Below are 20,923 nucleotides of genomic sequence, written 5' to 3'. Positions count from 1 at the left end.
TCAACCGCCCAGGCTAGACCGCTACAGCCGAGGTGCGTCACCGGTCGACTCGTCGGCGAGCGCGGCCGCGCCGATGATCAGCGGGTCGGGGTTGCGGACCAGGTCGGCGTCCTTGCCGTCGTAGTCGAAGCGGCTCAGCACGTGCCGCATCGCCTCGATGCGGGCGCGTTTCTTGTCGTTGGACTTGACCACGGTCCACGGCGCGTCGGCGGTGTCGGTGTAGAAGAACATCGCCTCCTTCGCGTCCGTGTAGTCGTCCCACTTGTCCAGGGACGCGAGGTCCATCGGCGACAGCTTCCACTGCCGGACCGGGTCGACCTGCCGGATCAGGAACCGGGTCTTCTGCTCGTTGCGCGACACGGAGAACCAGAACTTGACGAGGTTGATCCCGGACCGCACGAGCATCCGCTCCAGCTCCGGCGCCTCCCGCATGAACTCCAGGTATTCGGCGCGGGTGCAGAAGCCCATCACCCGCTCGACGCCGGCCCGGTTGTACCAGGACCGGTCGAACAGCACGAACTCGCCGGCGGCCGGCAGGTGGTGCACGTACCGCTGGAAGTACCACTGCGTCGACTCGCGTTCGCTGGGCTTCTCCAGGGCGACGACCCGGGCGCCGCGCGGGTTGAGGTGCTCCATGAACCGTTTGATGGTGCCGCCCTTGCCGGCGGCGTCGCGCCCCTCGAACAGGATGACGAGCCGGTCGCCGCGGGCCTTCAGCGTGTACTGCAGCTTCAGCAGCTCGATCTGCAGGAGGCGTTTGGTGCGGTCGTACTCGTCGCGGGTCATCCGCTCGTCGTACGGGTAGTCCTCCCGCCAGGTGTCGACCGGCTGCCCGTCCTTGCGCAGCAGCACCGGGTCGTCATCGTCGTCGTCCTCGACCAGGTAGTCGTCGAGAGAGAGGTCAGCCATCCCATGGATGTACCCTCTCCCCCGCCGTTTCACCACTGCGGCAGTTTGAACAGCACGTTACTGGTACCCCCGGATCTCCTTGAACGCGCCGGCGAGGGCGCCGGTCGCCCGGGCGTCGAAGGTGCGGCCGCCGGTGAGGTTGCTTACCTCGGTCATCTCGCCGGTGTTGCTCTCGCCGAACAGGACGGTGAACACCGGCACCCGCGGCAGCTGCGGCACCTTCGCCCGGAACGCGGCGAGGTCGGCGCCGGCGGTGCGGGCACCGTCGGTGAGCAGCACGATCGACGTGACCCGGTCGTCGCCGCCCGCGCCGACCATGCCGTACGCGGCGAGCAGCGCGTCGTAGATGGCGGTGTCGCCGTCGGCCTTGAGCTGCTGCACGTGGGTGCGGATCTGCGCGAGGGTCGGCTCGAACCCGGCCTCCGGCAGGTCGAACGTCGTCGGGGTGCCGGGGCGGGTGCTGAACGGCAGCAGGATCACCTGTTCGCGGCCGTTGAACCGGCTGAACTGCCCGGACAGGCTCGTGTCGGCGCCGGTGAGCCCGGTCAGCGCGGTCTTGAGCCCGGCCAGCCGCTCACCCTTCATCGACCCGGACAGGTCCAGCACGTAGATGGTGCGGGCGGGGCGGCGCAGCGAGTCGCCGAACGCGCCGATGAGCGCGTCGGCGGCGTCGAGCTTGCCGGGGAACGGCAGCTCCGGCAGGTTGCCGCTCTTCGGCCCGAACGCGGCGTCCAGGGTCAGCGACGGGTCTGGCACGGCCGGGCGGCGCCACGTCCGCTGCATGATCTGCCGCTGCACCGACGGCCGGCGCAGGTAGTCCGTCACCGCCGCGTAGTTGGTGCGGGCCTGCTCCGACGCCCCGGACAGCAGCGTCAGCGGGTAGTCGGCGGTGACGACCCCGTCGGCCGGGTAGACGACGGTGAGCGGCTCGGTGAGCTTCCCGGACGCGTTGAGCGACAGGATCACCGACTCGTAGTTGACGAGACCGTCGACGGGCCGGCCCTCGGTGCCGGCGCGCAGGTAGGCGTCCATGAGCCAGCCGGACGAGCCGGCGGTGAGGATCTGCCCGGCGAAGAACGCCCGCAGCCGCGGCGTGATCGGCCCGATCTGGTCGGCGGTGAGGGCGGCGCCGGTCCCGGCGATCGCGGCGGCGACCCCGACCAGCGCCGCGAACCCGGAGTTGGACGCGGCCGGGTTCGTCATCCCGTAGCTGAACTTCCGCTCGCCGGCGGCGACCGCGATCTCGCTCCAGGTGGGGCGGGTGCCGCCGTCCTGCACCGACCAGCCCAGCTTCTGCGCGACGGAGCGGCGCAGGCCGAGCACGACCGGCGAGGTCGCGATCTTCGTGGCGGTGCCGGTGCGGGACGCGGCGTCCGGGTGCAGCTGCAGGTACCGGTTGCTGGCGAACCAGGTGGCGTCGTACTGCTTCGCCGCCCCGCCCTGCACCACCGACTCGACGCCGTCGAGGGTGCCGGTGGGGGTCAGCTTGACGGTGACACCGGTCGCCGCGGCCGCCTCGTCGAGGATCGGTTGCAGGTCGGCGAGCTCGCTGCCGGCCAGGACCCGCAGCACGCCGTCACCCTTGACGAACGGCTGCTCCCCCTTCGCGGCCTGCGGCGGGTCCGTGCAGGCGGCCAGGGAACCGACGACGACCAGGGCCAGGGAGGCCACCAGGAGCTTCCTCATGCGAGTCTCTCTTCCAGCGCGTCGAGCAGCGCTTGCAAAGTGGGTTCGTCCGGGGACGGGATGACGTCGGGGCCGCCGAGGGCGGCCGCGCCGGGCGCGAGGGGCGCGCCGGCGGTGCGGAACCCGTGCGCGGCGGCGAGGCGCTGCAGCTGCGGGTCCGTCTGCAGCAGCTTCGCCAGCTCGGCGCCGGCGGCGGTGAACGGCACCACCGTGTGCTCGCTGACGATCGTCGGCTGCGGGTAGAGCAGGACGTGGTTCTCGCCCTTGCCGCGATCCAGGAACTGGGCCTCGTAGACGAGCACCAGCGGCGCGAAGTCGGTGGTGCGGCTCAGCCAGCTCTCGAAGGGCTCCTCGGTGGTGGTGTCGACCGCGCCCTGGTCGGCGAAGAGCTTCGTGACCGCGTTGAGGTTTCCGCCGGTGACCTGGTTGAGGATCGCGGCGTAGAGCGCGGCGGAGTTCGAGTCGGCGGGCCGGGTGGTGGCGACGAGGACGGCCTGCTTGACCTGGAACGTGGCGTTGCCGGGGATCTGGTCCCAGCGCAGCTGCCGCTGGTTCGCCTCGACGAGCGCCTTCACGTCCAGGGTCCAGTGCCCGCCGGCGGCGGCGCGGCGGGCGAGGCCGGCGCTCTGCAGCAGGTCGACGATCGGGCTGGTGCTGGCGACCGCGAGGGGTGAGCTGAACACCGTGACGGCGGGGGCGGCGGGCCGGCGGTGCCGGGCGATCTCCGCGGCCGCCGGGGCGCTGCCGGGGAACGCGAAGTCGTAGCTGTCCAGCGGCATCCCGGCCATCCGGCGGGAGCCGGCCGGGTCGAGCCGCAGCCGGAGGCCGTGCTCGGCGAGGGCGGCCTTGACCTCGGGGTCGGCGAAGAAGCCGGCCTTCTCCGAGCCGATCACCCCGGTGACCTCGCGAGGGTCGGCGTCGCGGCCGAGGAGGTGGCCGATCGAGGCGCCGGCGACGACGAGCAGCACCACGAGGACGATGAGCCATCCGGTCCGTCTCACGCCCGTGATTGTGCCCCGCCGCCGCAAGGCCCTTGCCGTATATCTGCTGTTCAGACCGTGTTCATTTAGTCCACAGTGGATGATCGTTCGACAGCTGTTCACATCGCCGGTTCCGCCCGGACTCCATCGATGACTATCGTGCTCCGCATGCGCTGGAAGTCATTGACCGCTGTCACACTCACGGTCGTCGCCGCCGCCCTCGTCACCCCGTCCACGGCCCACGCCGCCGGCCCGGCCGACGCCCTCAAGCTCTCCCACACCACCGCCGTCGGCGTCCACAACACCTACGACAAGGCGAAGTACGCCTACCTCGCCGACGCCCTCGACACCGGCGTGTCCCTGCTCGAGTTCGACATCTGGGTCGACACCGCGAGCCGCCGCTGGCGCGTCAACCACGAGCTCTTCGGCACCAGCAACAACTGCACCGCCGCGACCACCGCCGCCCAGCTGCGCACCGGCGCCCGCGACCAGCAGTTCGGCGTCTGCCTCGACGACATCCGCATCTGGAGCGACGCCCACCCCGGGCACCAGCCCCTGCACCTCAAGATCGAGCTCAAGGCCGGCTTCGACAGCCGGTACGGCCTGGGCCCCGCCGACTTCGACACCCTCGTCGCGAGCAAGCTCGGCACCAAGGTGTTCAAGCCCGCCGACCTGAAGGGCTCCTACGCCACCCTCGACGCCGCCGCGAAGGCCGACAACTGGCCGACCCGCGCCGCCCTCGCCGGCAAGGTCATGCTCGAGATCATCCCCGGCACGTTCGAACGCGGCAACCCGTTCGACAACCTCGACACCGACGTCGAATACAGCCGCCACCTGCGCGACCTCGCCGCCGCCGGGAACCTCGCCCGGGCCCAGTCCTTCCCGTCCGTCCTCGACGCCGCCGCCGGCGACCCGCGCACCCGCTACAGCGAGACCAACATCCGGCCCTGGTTCGTGATCTTCGACGGCAGCGCCAGCACCTACCTCAACGGGTCCATCGACACCACCTGGTACAACACCAACCACTACCTCCTCGTCATGACCGACGCCTCCGCGGTCCCGCCGCCGATCGACCCGACCGCGCCCACCAACGCCCAGGCCCTCGCCAGGATCAACCTCCTCGCCGGCCGCGGCGCCACCATCGTCTCCGCCGACTGGGCCCCGAGCACCGGCGTCCTCGGCACCGTCGTCCCGCGCGGCTGACCGCTACCCACCTGGTGGCAGACGGCCACGTGATCGACCGTCCGGACGGACACCCTGGCTGAACGGCTCAGGGTCACGGCCGGACGGTCGACCGGGACCGGAATCATCCTTGCTCAATGGCATACTTTCCGCGTTTCCACCCCCACTGACCTCGCGGATGGTTGCCACGATGGGCAAGCACATAGCCGGCACCCGCCTCGTCGGCACACTGCTGCGCGGGCTCGTGCTCCTCCTCGCCGTCGGACTCGTCGCCGGCGCCGGCTGGTACGCGCTGCGCAACAACAGCGCCAACGGCGCCGAAGGCGGCTGCCCCACCACCCTGCACGTCGTCACCGCGTCGTCCTTCGCGACCGTGGTCTCCGCCGCCGGCCGCACCCTGCGCGGCGGCGACGACTGCGTCCTCGTCGACACCACCAGCACCGACGGCCGCCCCGCCGCCGGGCAGCTCACCCAGAGCCGCGCCGACCTGTGGATCCCCGACGACGCCTCCTGGGACGTGATCGCCCCACCGCAGTTCGTGGCCAAGAAGGACACCCTCAACGCCTACGCGACCCTCGCGTCCAGCCCCATCTACATGGTCACCGACCCCGCCACCGGCGACCGCATCAACGCCGGCGGCGGCGGCTGGCTCGCCCTGTCCGGCCTGCTCAACACCAAGAACTCCGGCGTCAAGCTGGTCGTGCGCAACCCAGCCATGTCCGGCGACGGCATGGTCGCCGCCGGCGCCGTCGGCGAGGCCGTCTGGCTGGAGAAGGGCATGGACGCCTCCTCGCTCGTGCTCACCAACGTCCTCAACGTCACCCGCACCGTCAACCACGACCTCGCCGCCATCCCCGAGGCCCCCGGCGAGGTCGGGCTCATCCCCGAATACGCGCTGCTGGCCACGCTCCGGCTGGCGAAGACCGACCGCCGGTACATCGTCGGCACCGACCACACGGCGCTGCTGCGCTACACATGGCTGCCGGCCGCGACCGCCGCCGCCAACCCGAAGAAGGCCGCCGCGCTGCGCCGCCTCTACGCCGCGTTCACCAGCGCCGAAGGCAGCCGCGCCATCGCCGAGGCCGGCCTGCGCGGCCCCGACAACATCCGGCCCGTCTTCGACGGCGCCAACGTCCTGCCCGAACCCACCGCCAAACCGTTCGAGGTCCTCCAGCCGCACCACGTGCAGCACATCTTCGCCACCTGGGACCCCGAGGACCGGCGCAGCAACCTGCTCATCGTCGTCGACCTCGCCACCAACGGCACCAGCAGCGGCGCACCCACCTCACCGCCACCCGGCAAGCAGGTCACCCAGCCGATCGAGGTCCTCCGCAACGGCTGCCTCGTCCTGTCCGGCCTCATGCCCGTCGGGTCCCGCCTCGGCCTGTGGGAGATCAACCCCGGCAACCCCGGCTACCGCAAGCTCATGCCGACCGACCGCCTCGACGACGCCACCCGCGCCTCGTTCGAGAAGCAGGTCGGCAAGCTCGCCGCCCACCGCACCGGACCCGGGCTCTTCGACACGATCGCCGCCGCCTACCAGTCGGTCCGCGACGACCACCACGACGACATGTTCAATCAGGTCCTCGTCTTCACCGACGACCAGAACAAGGACAGCGCCAACACCGCCGCCGTCGACGCCCTCGTGCAGAAGCTCACCGACCTGCAGGACCCCAACAAGCCCGTCACGGTCAGCATCGTCGTGCTCGGCAAGAAGGACTCCGCGGACCGGCTCAAGACCGCCCTCAAACCCATCGACGCGTACGTCGACAACGCCCTCAACTCCGATGACGTGCAGGCCGCGTTCATCCACGTCGTCGCCGGCGGCCTGCACGAATAGCGGCTACGCGGGGGTCGTCGGGGAGTCCAGCCAGGCGTCGATCAGCTTCGTGAAGTCGCGGCCCGTCTGCTTGTTCACGAACGCGGTGAACGCCGCCCGGTCCTGCGCCGTCCCCGCGTGCTGCGACACCCATGCCCGGGCCAGGGCGAAGAACGCCGAGTCACCCAACGCCCGGTGCAGCTCGTGCAGCATCAGCGCCGGGCACACGTACACGTTGCTCTCCGCGAAACTGTCCGCCCGCGGGCTGCCGGGCGGCCCCAGCCGCTGCCGCGCGTCCGCGTCGCTCTTACGTGCCCGCCGCGCCCAGTCCTCGATGTCGTAACCGTCGCGCTCCGCCGTGTACAGCGCCTCCGCGTACGTCGCCCAGCCCTCGTTGAGCCACACGTCCTTCCACACCGCCGGGCCGACCGCGTCACCGAACCACTGGTGCGCGTACTCGTGCAGCATGATCCCGTCCAGCGCCGACACGTTCGTGCCCTGCGACAGCACGTCACCGCCGATCGTCACCATCTGCTGCGTCTCCATCGCCGACCGCGACGGCACGATCACCGCACCCGCGCTCGGGAACGGGTACTGCCCGAACCGCGCCTCCAGCCACTGCAGCTGCTGCGGCGCCTTGCGCAGCACCGGCAGGAACCGGTCGTCCTTCCCCGGCCGCGTCCACAGCGAGATCGGCAGGTCACGCGGGCCGGTCAGCCTCGCCACCTGATAGTCCTGCCCGACCGCCAGGGTCGTCAGGTAGGTCGCCACCGGCTGGGTCGACCTGTACGTGTACGTGCTGCCCGTCACCGGCCCCGGCGTGCCGCTCGCGACCGCCTCCCAGCCCTCCGGGACCGTGATCGAGATGTCGTACAGCGCCTTGTCCGACGGCTGGTCGTTCGACGGGTACCAGGTCGACGCGCCGAACGGCTCCTGCATCGTCCACAGCTCACCCGCGTCGGTCACGGTCAGCCCCAGCGGCTCGGCGTCACCGCGGTGCGACGGCATCGGCACCGGCGCCGGCGTCCCCTGATACTCCACCACCAGCGTCACCGTGGTGCCCGCCGTCAGCGCCCGGTCCACGGTCAGCTTCCCGCCCGCGACCCGGCCCTGTGCCGCGACCCCGTCGACGCTGGTGGAGCTCAGCGTATACGGGCTGCTCAGGTCGAGCTTCAGAGCCGGCTCGGCGCGCAGCACCCGCAGCTTCACCGTCGCCTTCCCGGTGAGCGTCTTCGTCTGCGGCGCCCACGCCAGCGCCAGCCCGTAGTGCAGCACGTCGACCGACGGGTTGCCGTACGCCGGATAGACCGGATCGGCGACCGGGGTGGACGTGCCGTCGACGTTGCCCACCGCCAGCGGCTGCGGCGGCCGGTCCAGGTCGACCGCGCCGGTCGACGTGCAACCCGCCAGCAGGACGGCGGTGGTCAGGACGCTCAGGACGCGCAATTGGGGGCGACGCACCCGGCCAAGGATAGGACTCAGGTGCACCCGAGCGCCTCGCGCAGGGCTGCGAGGTTGCGCACCATGACCGACACGTAGTCGCTGCCCTCCTCGACGCCCTCGATCGGGTCGAGCACCGCCGCCTTCGCGCCGACCTCCTTCGCCACCGTCTCCGACAGCTTGGGGCTGACCAGCGCCTCGAAGAAGATCGTCGTCACGCCCTTCGCCTTCGCCAGCGCCGCGACCTCCGACACCCGCTGCGGGCTCGGCTCCCCCTCCGGGTCCAGGCCCGAGATCGGCACCTGCGTCAGGTGATACCGGGACGCGAGATACCCGAACGCCGCGTGGCTCGTCACGATGTCACGCCGCGCGCACGTGCGCAGCCCGGCGGTGTACTCCTCGTCGAGGCGGTGCAGCTCGTCCCGCAGCTGGCCGGCCCGCGCCCGGATCGCGCCGGCGTTGGCCGGGTCGAGCGTGGCGAGCCGCTCCGCGAGCTTCCCGGCGATCTCGGCGAACCGGACCGGGTCGAGCCAGACGTGCGGGTCGTCGCCGTGGTCGGGGGCGACGTCGAACGCCCTGTCCTTCGCCTGCAGCTTGACGGCCTCGTCGACGGACGGCTGGAACCCCGACAGGTACACCACCAGGGCCGCGTCCGTGATCTGCGCCAGCTGGCTCGGCTTGAGCTCCAGGTCGTGCGGCTCCGCGCCGGCCTGGGTGAGGTTGGTGACCTTGGCGTTCTCCTCGCCGAGGCGCTCCGCCACGTACTGCAGCGGGTAGAACCCCGCCACGATCCGCAGCCGGCCGTCGCTCCCGCCCTGCGGGGCCCCCTCACCGCCGCAGCCGGCGGTGCTCAGCAACAGGGACCCGGCGGTGAGACCGGCGAGGACGGCGCGACGCAGCATGATCCCATCCTGTCGCCAGTTGACAATGATTGTCAAAAACGCATGGATGACCCGGCTCACCCACGTGGCGCACGTCACGGGGTGTAGGCTTCCTAGGAACCTAGCTTTCCCTGGTGATGTCGATCCGGGGTGTCGTGGTCCGACCTGGTGATGACATCGTCTTCGAAGGGACCCGCCATGCTGCGTGTGCACAACTTCTGCATCTCGGTCGACGGTTACGGCGCAGGGCCGGACCAGCGGCTCGAGGACCCGATCGGCACCGGCGGGGAGCGGCTGCACGACTGGCTCTTCGAGACCCGCACCGGCCGGCAGATGTCCGGCCGCGACGGCGGCAGCGAGGGCATCGACGACGAGATGGTCGCCGCCGGCCAGACCGGCCTCGGCGCGACCATCATGGGCCGCAACATGTTCGGCCCGCTCCGCGGGCCCTGGTCCCCCGGCGAGTCCTGGTCCGGCTGGTGGGGCGCCGACCCGCCCTACCACCACCCGGTCTTCGTCCTGACCCGGCACGCCCGGCCCAGCATCACGATGGAGGGCGGCACCGTCTTCCACTTCGTCACCGACGGCATCGAGGCGGCCCTGGAACGGGCCACCGACGCCGCCGGCGGGCTCGACGTGCGGCTCGGCGGCGGCGTCTCGACGGTCCAGCAGTACCTGCGCGCCGGCCTGGTCGACCAGCTGCACGTGGCGATCATCCCGATCGTGCTCGGGCGGGGCGAGCGGCTCTTCACCGACGGCCTCACCGACGGCTACGTGTGTACGCGCATGGTCGCCTCCGACGCGGCGACCCACATGATCCTCAGCCGAGCATGATGGCGAACTGACGGGCGGTCAGGCCGAACCAGCGGTCGGTCAGGCCCTCGTCGGTCATGCCGAGACGCTTCGCGACCGCCTGCGACGCGAGGTTGTCCTCGTCCGTGAGCGCCAGGACCCGGCCGCTCGTGCGGGACAGCAGCTCGCGGGCGGCGCGGGTGGCGAGCCCCTTGCCGTGGTGCGCCGGGTGCAGGTGCCAGCCGACCTCGATCTCGTCGGAGTCGGCGAGGGGCACCAGGAGGACCGTGCCCACCGGTACACCAGCCTCCTCGATCGCCCAGAAGCCCCGTGGGCCGTCCTCCCGCTCGCGCAACCTGGCCAGCCTGCCGAGAGCCTCGTCGCGGTCCGCGACGACCCGGCGGGGGTGCGCGCCCAGGTGCCGCATCACCTCCCAGCGCGAGTAGATGTCGTAGAACGCCTCGACGTCGCCTTCGGTCCATCGCCGCAGCAGCATGCCCGCCATGATGGCAGGCGGCCGCTCTTTGGATAGCATCGCTTCGATTTCCGCGACGCGTTGCGACAGACCACGGAGGGTCGACGCTCGATGACTGTCACCGAAACCGCCCCGGCAGCCGCGCGCCCGATCCCCGTGGCGAAGGGCCGGCCCATCGTCGGCAACGTGCTGGAGCTGGCGAAGGACCCCGCACGGTTCTTCGCCCAGGCGTACCGGGAGAACGGCCCCGTCTTCAAGATCAGGGTGTTCAACAAGTCCTACACGGTCATCGCCGGCGCCGAGGCGGCCGACTTCATGGGCTCGAAGGAAGGCCGCGAATGTCTGCGGTCGAAGGAGTTCTGGCAGGGCTTCCTCGACGAGTACGGCGGCACCCGCACGATCCTCGGCGAGGACGGCGACAGTCACAAGGAGCTGCGCGAGATCATGCGCCGCGGCTACTCCCGCGACGCGATCAAGGGCCGCGGCAACGAGCTCGTCGAGATCACCGACCGGGTCCTCGCACGGGACTGGAAGGCCGGCGCGTCCGTCCCGGTCGTGCACGCGCTGCAGTACATGGTGACCGACCAGCTCGGCACGATCCTGACCGGCAACGCGCCCCTGGAGTACGTGCCGGACATCCGCACCATGACGCTCTACGTGCTCAACGTCCTGGTCACGAAGCAGCGGCCGAAGATCCTGCTGCAGAATCCCCGGTACAGGAAGGCCCGCAGCCGCGTGTTCGAGCTCAGCGACACGATGGTCGCTTCGCTGCGCGCGAGCGCCGGCAGCAAGCCTCCGCAGGAGCGCAACCTGGTCGAGGACCTCATGGACGTGCACCTCAACCGCGAGGGTGTCCTGCCGGCCAACGATCTGGTGCTCGCGCTCACCGGCCCGTACGTCGCCGGGCTGGACACGGTCGCGAACACGACCGCGGCCTTCATCTACTCCGTCCTCAAGCACCCGTCAGTGCTCGAGCGGGTGCAGGCCGAGGCCGACGCGCTGTTCGCCGGCGGCCCGATCACCGACGACGACCTGCGCAAGATCCCGTCGATCCGGTACGCGCTGATGGAGACGATGCGGCTCTATCCGATCGCGGTCGCGCTGAACCGCACCGCGACGCGGGACTTCGAGTTCGCGGGGTACACCATCAAGGAAGGCGAGATGGTCTACGTCGGCACGACCGTGCCGCACTTCATGGAGGAGTACTACCCTTCGCCGGAGACCTTCGACATCGGGCGGTACGAGAAGCCGCGGTCGGAGCACCTGCGGCCGGGCGCGTACTCGCCGTACGGGCGCGGGCCGCACACGTGCCTCGGCAAGAGCTTCGCCGACGTGCAGATGGCACTGTCGATGGCGCGGCTGTTCCACCGGCTGGACCTCGCGCTCGACCCGCCCGGCTACACGCTCGTGACGAAGACCGCGCCGACGCCTGGGCCGGCGATGAGCTTCAAGGTGAAGGTGCGCGGCTACCGGCACTGAGTTTCTTGCCGTCGTTTCTTGCCGTCGTTCTTGTCGTCGTTTCTTGCCGTCTTTTTGTCAGACCCTCGGGCTAGGTTCTCTGCATGGCAACGCTGTCGTACGGCACCGCGTCCGGGCGCTGGGTCCTCACCGCGACGATCCTCGGCTCCGGCATCGCCGCGATCGACGCGACCGTCGTCGGCATCGCTCTGCCGGCGATCGGTCGCTCGTTCGACACCGACCTCGAGACGTTGCAGTGGGTCGTCACCTCCTACACGCTCGCCCTGGCCGGGCTGCTGCTCATCGCGGGCGCGCTCGGCGACCGATACGGGCGTCGGAAGTTCTTCCTCGTCGGCGTCGTCTGGTTCGCCGTCGCGTCCGTCCTGTGCGGCGCCGCGCCCGACGCGCCGACCCTCATCGCCGCCCGCGCCCTGCAGGGCGTCGGCGCGGCCCTGCTCACCCCCGGCAGCCTCGCCATCCTGCAGGCGTCGTTCCGCCCCGAGGACCGCAGCCGCGCCATCGGCGCCTGGTCCGGCCTCGGCGGCGTCGCCACCGCGATCGGCCCGTTCCTCGGCGGCTGGCTCGTCGGCGCCGCCTCCTGGCGGCTCATCTTCGCGATCAACGTCCCGATCGCCGCCGCCGTCGTCCTGCTCACCTGGCGCCACGTCCCCGAGTCCCGTGACACCACCGCCACCGGCCGCGTCGACGTGCCCGGCGGCACCCTGGTCACGCTCGGCCTGATCGGCATCACCTATGGCCTGATCGAGGGCCACTCCCTCGGCTGGACCAGCCCCCTGGTGCTCACCGCCCTCGTCGGGGGCGTGCTGATGCTCGGCGCGTTCGTCTGGTGGGAGCGCCGCACCGCCCACCCGATGCTGCCGCTGGACCTGTTCGCGTCCCCGCAGTTCAGCGCCACCAACGTCGTCACGTTCGTCGTCTACGGCGCCATCGGCGGCGCCCTGTTCCTGCTGCCGATCCAGCTCCAGCAGGTCGCCGGCTACACCGCCCTGCAGGCCGGCGTCTCCCTCCTGCCGGTCACCGTCATCATGCTGCTGCTGTCCGCCCGCTCCGGCGCGCTCGCCAGCCGCATCGGCCCGCGCCTGCAGATGAGCGCCGGCCCCGTCGTGGTCGGCCTCGGCATGGCGCTGTTCGCCCGGATCGACGCTTCCGGCTCCTACGTCACCTCGGTCCTGCCCGCCGTCGTCGTGCTCGGCCTGGGCCTCGCCACCACCGTCGCCCCGCTCACGTCCACCGCCCTGTCCTCCGCCCGCTCCAGCCACGCCGGCATGGCCTCCGCCGTGAACAACGACGTCGCGCGCGCCGCCGGCCTGATCGCCGTCGCCGTCCTCCCCGCCGCCGCCGGCATCACGGGCACCGCCTACCTGGACCCACCCCGCCTCTCCGCCGGCTTCCACACCGCCGTCCTCATCTGCGCCGCCCTGTGCCTCCTGGCCTCCGCCGTCGCCGCCACCACGATCCGCAACCCACCCCGCCCCACACCGGCCGCAGCCGCCCCCGCCGTGTTGGAGAAGCCGCTGCGGCACTGCGCCGTCGACGCTCCCCCACCGCCCCCGGCCTCGGCCCCCACCCCGACAACAACCACCCACCACCACTGACCTCACCCCGCCGGTAGGCCCCACCCAAACCCGCCTGCCACTCTGCGTCGGACCACGCCACCAGCAAGTCCCCGCCAAACCCGCCTGCCGCTATGGATCGGATCAGTGCGGCTCGCCGACCCACTCCTACCGCCGCCCCAGCCAACGCCACCGCGTCCACCAGGCCAGGGAAGCCGTTGCGGCACTGCACCATCGACGCTCCCCACCACCCCCAGCCTCAACCCCACCCCGGCCGGCGAGCCCTCACCCGAACTCGCCTGCCGCCCTGGATCGGTCAGCCCTGACTCGCCCGCAACCCATCCCGAACTCGCCTGCCACCCCGGCGCCCCAGCGGCCGCTGCACCCGCCACGCCAAAGAAGCAACGCGGGCTTTGCGTCGCCGACGTTCCCCACCACCTGTGGCCTTGACCCCGACCCGGCAACAGCCACCCACCAACCACTGACCCCGCCCTGCTGGCAGGCCCTCACCCGACGCATCTACCTCTCTGAGTCGGGGCAGCGCCGACTCGCCGCTGCTGCCCCGCCACCACAACTCGCAACCCACCCGACCCGCTCCAGCTGGCGCCGTCGCGCCCGCTGCTCCGATTGCTCCCACCGCCTCCAGCCTCAACCCCCACTGCTGCCGGCGAGCCCTCACCCGAACTCGCCTGCCACTCTGGATCAGGTCAGCGCCAAACCGGTCGCCTGCTGCGACGGGCCTTAGAGCCGCCTGCCCCTGGGGCACAGCAAGCGCGTCCGCCTCTACCTGCGGCTCCGCGCAGACTCCATGCTGCCCGGGCCGTGGTTATGGTGCGGTTCCCCTATCTGGGCCAGGCCAGTTCTCATGATCCGGTAGACCTTGTGCACCTCTGACTGCACGAGGTCTACCGGATCATGAGGAAGGCTCTCGTCGGGCGGTCAGGGGGTGAGGAGGCCTCGGAGGACGCTGCGGACGGTGCGTTCGAAGAGGTCGGAGGCGGCCGGCGGCTGGGCGGGGCTGGTGAACGCGGCCGTCAGGTGCGGATGCGCCTGCGGGTCCACCAGGGAGAACAGCTGCGCGGCAGAGGCGCGCTTCCGCTCCTCGGCGGCCGGGTCGCCGGGCGGCGGGTTGCCCGGCACCGGCTGGGCGAACAGCGACACCACGCCGGTCAGGACACCCATCGTCTCCATCTTCGTGCTGGCGGCGGCGGGCAGCGGCGCCATGATGGCCATGCAGCGCTCGAAGTAGTTGACGGCGCGCGGTCCGAAGGCGCCGCGGCGGGCGGCTTCGGTGAGCCAGGGGTGGCGGCGGTACAGGGCGAGCTGCTCGCGGGCGACCTCCACCAGGTCGTCGAGCCAGTCGCCGGTGAGCGGCCGGTCCAGCGGGAGCTCGGTGAGGACCGCGTCGGACATGAGGTCGAGCAGGTCGTCGCGGGACGACAGGTAGCGGTACAGCGAGCCGGCACCCGTGGACAGAGCCGAGGCGACGGCCCGCATCGAGACCGCGGACAGGCCGCCGGCGTCTGCCAGTACAACGGCCGCTGCGACGATCTCGGCCCGGCTGTGCTGCGGGACAGGCCCCCGGGACCCGCGGTCGGGGCGGGTCCAGATCGTGTCCATGGCGACCAGCTTAAATCGCGAACGATGTTCCCGGTTCGCGCAGCGCCCAGCGGCGAGCGAGCAGGACGGCGCCGATGTGGGCGGCGACGACGAGGGCGCACTCGGTGAGCACGACCCACGGGCTGGTGCTGTAGCCGGTCAGCCGGGCGAACCCCACCGCCAGCGGAGCCGCGACGAGCGCCGCGGCCGGGATGAGGACGGCCATCGCGTTGGCGGTGTTTCTGGTGTACGGGAGATGCCGCAGTCGAATCCGGACGGCCGCGACCGATCCGGCGACCGCGAACGCCACCGCGGCGCCGTAGAACACTCCGGCGGCCAGCAGGATCGGCACCTTCACGGACCTCGGCAGGTCGAACAGGGCCACCAGCAGCGGGTGCACCACCATGGTGATCAGCGCGAAGCCGGCGGCGCCGCCGAGCAGCGAGCCGGCGATGGAGGTCCGCAGGAAGCGCAGGTACTCCCGCGGGGCGCGCCGGACACCCGCCTCGTCGGCGAGCCGGCGGGCGAAGCCGGGCACGTCGGGGCCGAGGAGCTCGGCGGGCCCGATCCCGTCCTCCGCGGCGGCGGCGAGGTCCGCCCTGAGGTCGGCGGCGAGGCTGGCACGGTCGGCGCCGCTCACCCCCTGCGCGCGCCAGGTGCGGTCGGCGGTCGCGATGGCGTCGTCGATGGTGTCCACGGCGTCAGCTCCTCGGCGTGTCGGTCGGCGTGTCGGCGCCGGCGTCCCCGGACGCCCGGCTGGTGTCCTGGTCGGTCAGGGTGGCGTCGACGATCTCCACGAACCGCCTCCACTGCCGGCGCCACGCGTCCAGGCGCGCGGTGCCGGCGTCGGTCAGGGCGTACACCTTGCGGGGCGGCCCACTCGGGCTCGGCTGCAGCTCGTCGGCAACCAGCCCGAGGCGGCGCATCCGGGTGAGCAGCGGGTAGACCGTGCCGTAGCCGACCGCCTCGAACCCGGCAGCCTCGACCCGGCGGACCAGGTCGTAGCCGTGCGCGGGCTCCTTCGCCAGCAGCGCGAGCAGGCACATGTCGAGCGCGCCGCGGAGCAGCTGGGTCTGCCGGTCACCGTCCTCGGCCACTACCATGCGTCACATAATAGCTCCGGTACTAGGTGACGCCAAGTAGCGTTCACTTGGAGTTGCGGGTGTACCGCGGCGGCGGGTCGGAAATTGTGTCGGACCCAACCGGTAACATCCTGAGCGTCCAGAAAATCTAGGCAAAGGTGCGCGGCAGACATGCTCGACATCGAGTTGATTCGCAAGGACCGGGCCTCCGTCGAGGCCGCACTGTCCAAGAGGCTCGATCCGTCTGAGGTGTCCCGCTCGCTGAGTGCCATCGCCGAGCTGGACAAGCAGCGCCGCGAGCTCATCGGCGACATCGACGCCGAGCGGGCCCGCCGCAAGGAGGAGGCCCGCGCCTTCGGCGCCGCGAAAGCGGCCGGCCAGGCGGTCGAGCCGACCACCCGCGACGCGAAGGCCGCGCTGCAGGAGCTCGAGGAGCGCCTCGCCGCGGTGCAGGAGCAGCTCACGACCGCGATGAGCGAGCTGCCCAACCTGCCGGCCGAGGACGTCGTGGCGGGCGGCAAGGAGGCGAATGTCGTCGTCAAGGTCTTCGGTGAGGCGCCGAAGATCGACAACGTCCGCGACCACGTCACCCTCGCCAACGAGCTGGGCCTCGTCGACTTCGAGCGCGGCGTGAAGCTCGGCGGCTCCGGCTTCTGGATCTACACGGGCTGGGGCGCCCGCCTCGAGTGGGCCCTGGTCAACTGGTTCATCGACCGCCACTTCACCGCGGGCTACCAGTTCATGCTGCCGCCGCACCTGCTGCTGGACTCGGCGGGCTATGCAGCGGGCCAGTTCCCGAAGTTCTACGACGACGTGTTCCACATCGCCACCGACGACGACGAGCGCGGCCGCTTCCTGCTGCCGACGTCGGAGACCGCGATCCTCGGCGCGTACCAGAACGAGATCTTCGATACCGCCGACCTGCCGCACAAGGCGTATGCGTACACGCCCTGCTACCGCAGCGAGAAGGCCGGCTCGCACTCCGACGAGCGCGGCACGGTCCGCGGCCACCAGTTCAACAAGGTCGAGATCTTCCAGTTCACCACTCCCGAGGACGGCGAGAAGACCCTCGAGGAGATGGTCGACTACGCGGAGGACCTGGTCAGCTCGCTCGGCCTGCACTTCCGGCGCTCGCTGCTCGCCGCCGGCGACTCCAGCGCCTCGATGCGCAAGACCATCGACATCGAGGTCTGGATGCCGAGCACCGGCAAGTACAAGGAGGTCTCCTCGGTCTCCTGGGCCGGCGACTACCAGGCCCGCCGCGCCGGCATCCGCTACCGCGTCCCGGGCTCGAAGAACAACCGCTTCGTCCACACCCTGAACGGTTCCGCCCTGGCCACCAGCCGCATCTTCCCGGCGATCCTCGAGCAGTTCCAGCAGGCTGACGGCTCGGTCCTCGTCCCCGAGGTCCTCCGCGACAAGGTCGGCACTGACCGCATCGTCAAGCCGACCAAGCGACGCTGACGCTCCGGAGGCCTTCCGCTTCCCGGGCAGGTCCGGCCGGCACCGACCCGCCGGACCCGCCCGACTACGCCCCGCCGCCCGGCGCCATGCCCATCGGCGGACTCGCGCCGAGGGTCCTGGCCGGGCCGGCGCTCCTGACCCGGCCGAGGTTTCCTCGGTCGGGTCGGTGATCCTGGGCTGGCCGAGTTTCCTCGGTCGGGCCGGTAAATCCTGGGCTGGCGGGGATTCCTGACCTGGCGGGGCGCACCTGGCTGGCCAGGGCTCCTGGCTGGCCAGGGCTCCTGGCTGCCGGCGCGCCTGGTCGCCTGGTCGCTTGGTCGGCACGCGGCGTGGTGCAGGCCGCTCGACCGCAGGGCCACGGCTCGTCCAGGTCGGCCTGCATGCTGAACGGGCCTCGCTCCGCTCTTCTCCAGCCCGGCACGCCACTCGCCCCGCCGCCGGGCTGCTCGTCCCGCGCCTTTCGCCACACCCCTGCCCACGACGCCGCGCCGCAGTTGCCCACGCCGCCGGGTCGCAGCCCTGCGGCGTCGGCCCTCCCTGTGACACCGGCGCACTGCGCGGCGGAGCGCCTTGCGCCCCAGTACACGAGCGCTTCCTTCGGCGAGGTACTGGGGCGCGGGCGGCGTTCGTGGTTACAGGAGCTCGCCGAGGGCCTCGATGAGCAGCCAGACGCCGAAGAGGACGAACAGGGCGGCGGCGCCGTACTTGATGGTGCGTTCCGGAAGGTGCTTGCCGAGGAGGCGGCCGGCGAGGATGGCGAGTGCGTCGGCGGCGACCATGCCGACGGTGGAGCCCAGCCAGGTGCCGAACCAGCCGTGCTGGGTGGCGAGGGTGATCGTGGCGAGCATGGTCTTGTCGCCGAGCTCGGCCAGGAAGAACGCGACGCCGACGGTGAAGATGGCGGAGCGGGTGGTGGGCTGGTTGACCTTGTCGCGCTCCTCGTCGGTGAGGGAGTCGCCGCGCAGCGTCCAGGCGCCGAACGCGAAGAAGGCGAGCGCCGCCACCAGGGAGATCCAGGCGGTCGGGAGGGCGGCGCCCAGGCCGTACCCCACGGCGACGGAAACCAGGTGGACCAGGGCCGTGGCGACGGTAATACCGATCAGGACCGGAACGGTCTTGAACCTGGTGGCGAACGTCAGCGCCATCAGCTGCGACTTGTCGCCCAGCTCGGCGACGAAGATGACGCCGAAGCTGATGGCCAGGGCAGCGAGGAAACCGCTCATGTGGTTGCAGATACCTTCCCGGAGATGGCCGGGAAGAGGGCACGGACGACCTCGACCCGGCTTGTTCAGCCTGAGTCGAAGGTCTCGTCCGCCCTGTGCGGCACCGGACGGATCCGGACGCCATGAACACTGGGCCGCGTGGCCGGGGACGCGAGCGCCCCAGTATGTCGACCACGCAGTTGGAGGACTACTCCCCTTCGCGCCCCACCAGGGTAACCGACGCAGACATCAGCGCGCGCAGCGTCCGCACGTGCCGAAGATCTCAAGCGTGTGGCTCACGTCGGTGAAGCCGTGCTCCTCGCCGATGCGGTCCGCCCAGCGCTCGACGGCGGGTCCGAGGACCTCGACGGTACGCCCGCAGCCGCGGCACACGAGGTGATGGTGGTGGCGGTCGCTGCAGCGCCGGTACCGGGTGTCGCTGCCCGGGACCTGCATGACGTCGATCTCGTTGGTCTCGGCGAGCAGCTGCAGGGTCCGGTAGACGGTGGTGAGGCCGACGTTGGCGCCGCGTTCACGGAGCATGACGTGCAGCTCCTGGGCGCTGTGGAACCCGTCGACGTTGCTGAGCAGCGTCATCACGGCGTCACGCTGGCGGGTGTTGCGCCGGGCAGGGTGCTGCTCCACGTCGTTCACCCGAAAAAGCTTAGCGTGACCTCACCAAAGCGCTGCAGCGGAGCCGAGAGCCAGCTGGAGCGGCGGCGAAAATTGTCGTACCTGCGAGGTACCGTGCCGTCGTGGAGATTCGCCTTGAGGTCGACGACGAGGAGTCGTTGCGTCAGCTGTACCAGTGGCTGCGCGACGACGAGATCATTCGCACGGTCCGGGTGAGCCTGACGCCGACGGCGCCGCGGCCCGGGGAGATGGGCGGCGCCTTCGAGGTCGTCAACGCCCTGGTGAGCAACGGGATCGCGCTCGGCGGGCTGCTGATGGCGGTGGTGACGTGGCGCGGGACCCGGCCCCGGCCGCCGCGGGTGCGGATCCGGCGCGGCGACGTGGTCGTCGAGCTGGACGGCTCCTCCTCCCCCGAGGACATCCGGCGAATCGTCGAAACGCTCGACCCACCGGCCGCGCCCGATCAGGACCCGGCGTAGGCGATGCGCGCGTCGCGGCTCATCTCGCTCGTGCTGCTGCTCCAGGCCGGCGGCACGGTGACGGCGGCTGAGCTGGCCGAGGCCCTGGAGGTCTCCGAGCGCACCATCTACCGCGACATGCTCGCCCTGTCCGCGGCCGGCGTTCCCGTGTATTCGGAGCAGGGCCGCGCCGGCGGTTACCGGCTCCTCGACGGGTATCGCACGAAGCTCACCGGTCTCAGCCGCGCCGAGGCGGAGGCGCTGTTCCTGTCGGGGCTGCCCGGCCCTGCCCGCGACATGGGCCTCGGCGACGTGCTCGCCGTGGCCGAGCTGAAGGTGGCCGCGGCGCTGCCCGCCCCGATCCGCGACGCGTCCAGCCGCGCCCGGCAGCGGTTCCACCTGGACGTGCCCGGGTGGTTCGAGGACCCGGCCCAGCCGCCGCCCTGGCTGGCCGACCTGGCCCGCGCCGTCTGGGACGACCGGGTCGTCCAGCTGCGGTATGAGCGCCGCGCCGGCCGACCCGACACGGGCGGACGGACCGACACGGGCGGACGCACCGACTCGGGCGGACGCACCGACTCGGGCGGGCGCACCGACGACCGCACGGTGGCGGGGCGGCGGGAGGTCGTCGCGCGGACCGTGGAGCCGTATGGGCTCGTGCTCAAGAACGGAGGGTGGTATCTCGTCGGGCGCGTGGCCGGCGACCTGCGGGTGTACCGGGTGGACAAGATCGCCGAGCTGACCGTCGACGAGGCGGGGTTCACGCGGGACGTGGAGTTCGACCTGGGCGCGTTCTGGGCGGAGCGCGCCGACGAGTTCGTGCGGCGGGTCCTCGCCGAGCGGGTCACGATCAGGCTCACGCCGGCCGGGCTGCGGACGCTGCGGCACGCGGTGGAGGCCCTCGCGGTGCGGGAGGCCCACTTCCACCCGCCCGACGAGCAGGGCCGGGTGGTGGTGGACCTGCCCGTGGAGTCGGTCGCCGTGGCGTACACACAGTTACTGCGGCTCGGGCCCGACGTCGAGGTGCTCGAGCCCGAGCCGTTACGCGACCTCATGCGCAGCGCCGCGGACAGGATGGCTGCCCTCTACCGGTCGCCGGAGCAGCCGAACGCCGTCGCGCCTGGCAAACCTGGTGGCGACGACGCAGATGTAGACGACGCGGCGTAGGGCACCCACGTCTCCCGCGTGCGGTGGAGGTCGGACCCGTCACGCAAGGCCGCGTGCCCGAAGCAGGCGAGACAGCCTCACCAGCAGCGAGTGTGAAGGGCAGTCGGACCCTGTGACCCACG

Annotated in this window: 19 protein-coding genes; 8 read left to right on the top strand and 11 right to left on the bottom strand. The window is 71.4% G+C overall.

Annotation, left to right across the window (positions count from 1 at the left end):
- Window positions 1–21: 21 nt before the first annotated feature.
- Genes ppk2 through AB0I21_RS15295 form a run of 3 tightly spaced genes read right to left on the bottom strand, consistent with a single transcriptional unit; the run spans window position 22 to window position 3,596 of the window.
- Window positions 22–909, bottom strand: coding sequence for a polyphosphate kinase 2 (gene ppk2 / locus AB0I21_RS15305; RefSeq protein WP_360561521.1), 888 nt, complete (start codon window positions 907–909; stop codon window positions 22–24).
- 57 nt (window positions 910–966) lie between these two features.
- On the bottom strand, window positions 967–2,595 hold the full coding sequence (locus AB0I21_RS15300; protein ID WP_360561519.1) for a VWA domain-containing protein: 1,629 nt from the start codon (window positions 2,593–2,595) through the stop codon (window positions 967–969).
- A complete protein-coding gene (locus AB0I21_RS15295; protein ID WP_360561518.1) occupies window positions 2,592–3,596 on the bottom strand; it encodes a hypothetical protein in 1,005 nt (334 codons plus the stop codon). The genes AB0I21_RS15300 and AB0I21_RS15295 overlap by 4 nt, the downstream gene beginning before the upstream one ends.
- A gap of 147 nt (window positions 3,597–3,743) precedes the next feature.
- On the opposite strand from AB0I21_RS15295, the gene AB0I21_RS15290 reads away from it, so the two are divergent.
- Window positions 3,744–4,778: a phosphatidylinositol-specific phospholipase C domain-containing protein gene (locus AB0I21_RS15290; protein ID WP_360561516.1), complete on the top strand. Its 1,035-nt coding sequence runs from the start codon at window positions 3,744–3,746 to the stop codon at window positions 4,776–4,778.
- 169 nt (window positions 4,779–4,947) lie between these two features.
- The gene (locus AB0I21_RS15285; RefSeq protein ID WP_360561514.1) at window positions 4,948–6,597 is read left to right on the top strand and encodes a substrate-binding domain-containing protein; all 1,650 of its coding nucleotides are present in this window, start codon (window positions 4,948–4,950) and stop codon (window positions 6,595–6,597) included.
- Window positions 6,598–6,600: 3 nt separating this feature from the next.
- Here the strand turns inward: AB0I21_RS15285 and AB0I21_RS15280 are convergent, their stop codons facing one another.
- A complete protein-coding gene (locus AB0I21_RS15280) occupies window positions 6,601–8,037 on the bottom strand; it encodes a M1 family metallopeptidase (RefSeq protein ID WP_360561512.1) in 1,437 nt (478 codons plus the stop codon).
- Between the two features lie 17 nt (window positions 8,038–8,054).
- On the bottom strand, window positions 8,055–8,918 hold the full coding sequence (locus AB0I21_RS15275; protein ID WP_360561510.1) for a metal ABC transporter substrate-binding protein: 864 nt from the start codon (window positions 8,916–8,918) through the stop codon (window positions 8,055–8,057).
- Between the two features lie 177 nt (window positions 8,919–9,095).
- Between AB0I21_RS15275 and AB0I21_RS15270 the strand changes: the two genes are divergently transcribed.
- Window positions 9,096–9,731 (top strand): dihydrofolate reductase family protein, encoded by a 636-nt coding sequence (locus AB0I21_RS15270; RefSeq protein WP_360561508.1) that lies wholly within the window; start codon window positions 9,096–9,098, stop codon window positions 9,729–9,731.
- On the opposite strand, the gene AB0I21_RS15265 is transcribed toward AB0I21_RS15270, so the two are convergent.
- Complete coding sequence (locus AB0I21_RS15265) at window positions 9,718–10,185, bottom strand: GNAT family N-acetyltransferase (protein WP_360561506.1); 468 nt, start codon at window positions 10,183–10,185, stop codon at window positions 9,718–9,720. The genes AB0I21_RS15270 and AB0I21_RS15265 overlap by 14 nt on opposite strands.
- A 90-nt stretch (window positions 10,186–10,275) precedes the next feature.
- Here AB0I21_RS15265 and AB0I21_RS15260 point away from each other — a divergent pair, with 90 nt between their 5' ends.
- Together AB0I21_RS15260 and AB0I21_RS15255 are read left to right on the top strand one after the other, a co-directional pair.
- Window positions 10,276–11,643 (top strand): cytochrome P450, encoded by a 1,368-nt coding sequence (locus AB0I21_RS15260; RefSeq protein WP_360561504.1) that lies wholly within the window; start codon window positions 10,276–10,278, stop codon window positions 11,641–11,643.
- Window positions 11,644–11,726: 83 nt separating this feature from the next.
- Complete coding sequence (locus tag AB0I21_RS15255) at window positions 11,727–13,238, top strand: DHA2 family efflux MFS transporter permease subunit (RefSeq protein WP_360561502.1); 1,512 nt, start codon at window positions 11,727–11,729, stop codon at window positions 13,236–13,238.
- An 897-nt stretch (window positions 13,239–14,135) separates the two neighbouring features.
- Here the strand turns inward: AB0I21_RS15255 and AB0I21_RS15250 are convergent.
- Genes AB0I21_RS15250 through AB0I21_RS15240 form a run of 3 tightly spaced genes read right to left on the bottom strand, consistent with a single transcriptional unit; the run spans window position 14,136 to window position 15,898 of the window.
- Window positions 14,136–14,816: a TetR/AcrR family transcriptional regulator gene (locus AB0I21_RS15250; protein WP_360561500.1), complete on the bottom strand. Its 681-nt coding sequence runs from the start codon at window positions 14,814–14,816 to the stop codon at window positions 14,136–14,138.
- Window positions 14,817–14,826: 10 nt separating this feature from the next.
- Window positions 14,827–15,492: a hypothetical protein gene (locus tag AB0I21_RS15245; protein ID WP_360561498.1), complete on the bottom strand. Its 666-nt coding sequence runs from the start codon at window positions 15,490–15,492 to the stop codon at window positions 14,827–14,829.
- Window positions 15,493–15,496: 4 nt separating this feature from the next.
- On the bottom strand, window positions 15,497–15,898 hold the full coding sequence (locus AB0I21_RS15240; protein ID WP_360561497.1) for a PadR family transcriptional regulator: 402 nt from the start codon (window positions 15,896–15,898) through the stop codon (window positions 15,497–15,499).
- A 150-nt stretch (window positions 15,899–16,048) separates the two neighbouring features.
- Here AB0I21_RS15240 and serS point away from each other — a divergent pair, with 150 nt between their 5' ends.
- Window positions 16,049–17,341, top strand: a complete 1,293-nt coding sequence (gene serS / locus AB0I21_RS15235) for a serine--tRNA ligase (protein ID WP_360561496.1) — start codon at window positions 16,049–16,051, stop codon at window positions 17,339–17,341.
- 632 nt (window positions 17,342–17,973) lie between these two features.
- Here the strand turns inward: serS and AB0I21_RS15230 are convergent.
- Window positions 17,974–18,564 carry a TMEM165/GDT1 family protein gene (locus tag AB0I21_RS15230; protein ID WP_360561494.1) on the bottom strand — a complete coding sequence of 197 codons (591 nt, stop codon included), beginning with the start codon at window positions 18,562–18,564 and terminating at the stop codon, window positions 17,974–17,976.
- 228 nt (window positions 18,565–18,792) lie between these two features.
- A complete protein-coding gene (locus AB0I21_RS15225) occupies window positions 18,793–19,197 on the bottom strand; it encodes a transcriptional repressor (RefSeq protein ID WP_033358852.1) in 405 nt (134 codons plus the stop codon).
- A 101-nt stretch (window positions 19,198–19,298) separates the two neighbouring features.
- Between AB0I21_RS15225 and AB0I21_RS15220 the strand changes: the two genes are divergently transcribed.
- Both AB0I21_RS15220 and AB0I21_RS15215 read left to right on the top strand, forming a co-directional pair.
- The gene (locus AB0I21_RS15220; RefSeq protein WP_360561491.1) at window positions 19,299–19,655 is read left to right on the top strand and encodes a hypothetical protein; all 357 of its coding nucleotides are present in this window, start codon (window positions 19,299–19,301) and stop codon (window positions 19,653–19,655) included.
- Window positions 19,656–19,658: 3 nt separating this feature from the next.
- Window positions 19,659–20,801 carry a YafY family protein gene (locus AB0I21_RS15215; protein ID WP_360561490.1) on the top strand — a complete coding sequence of 381 codons (1,143 nt, stop codon included), beginning with the start codon at window positions 19,659–19,661 and terminating at the stop codon, window positions 20,799–20,801.
- The last annotated feature ends 122 nt before the right edge of the window (window positions 20,802–20,923 follow it).

Source organism: Dactylosporangium sp. NPDC050588 (genome assembly GCF_040654975.1).
Classification (GTDB): Bacteria; Actinomycetota; Actinomycetes; order Mycobacteriales; family Micromonosporaceae; genus Dactylosporangium; species Dactylosporangium maewongense.
The sequence above is the reverse complement of the archived record's forward strand: the minus strand, read 5'-3'. Positions and strand labels throughout refer to the sequence as shown.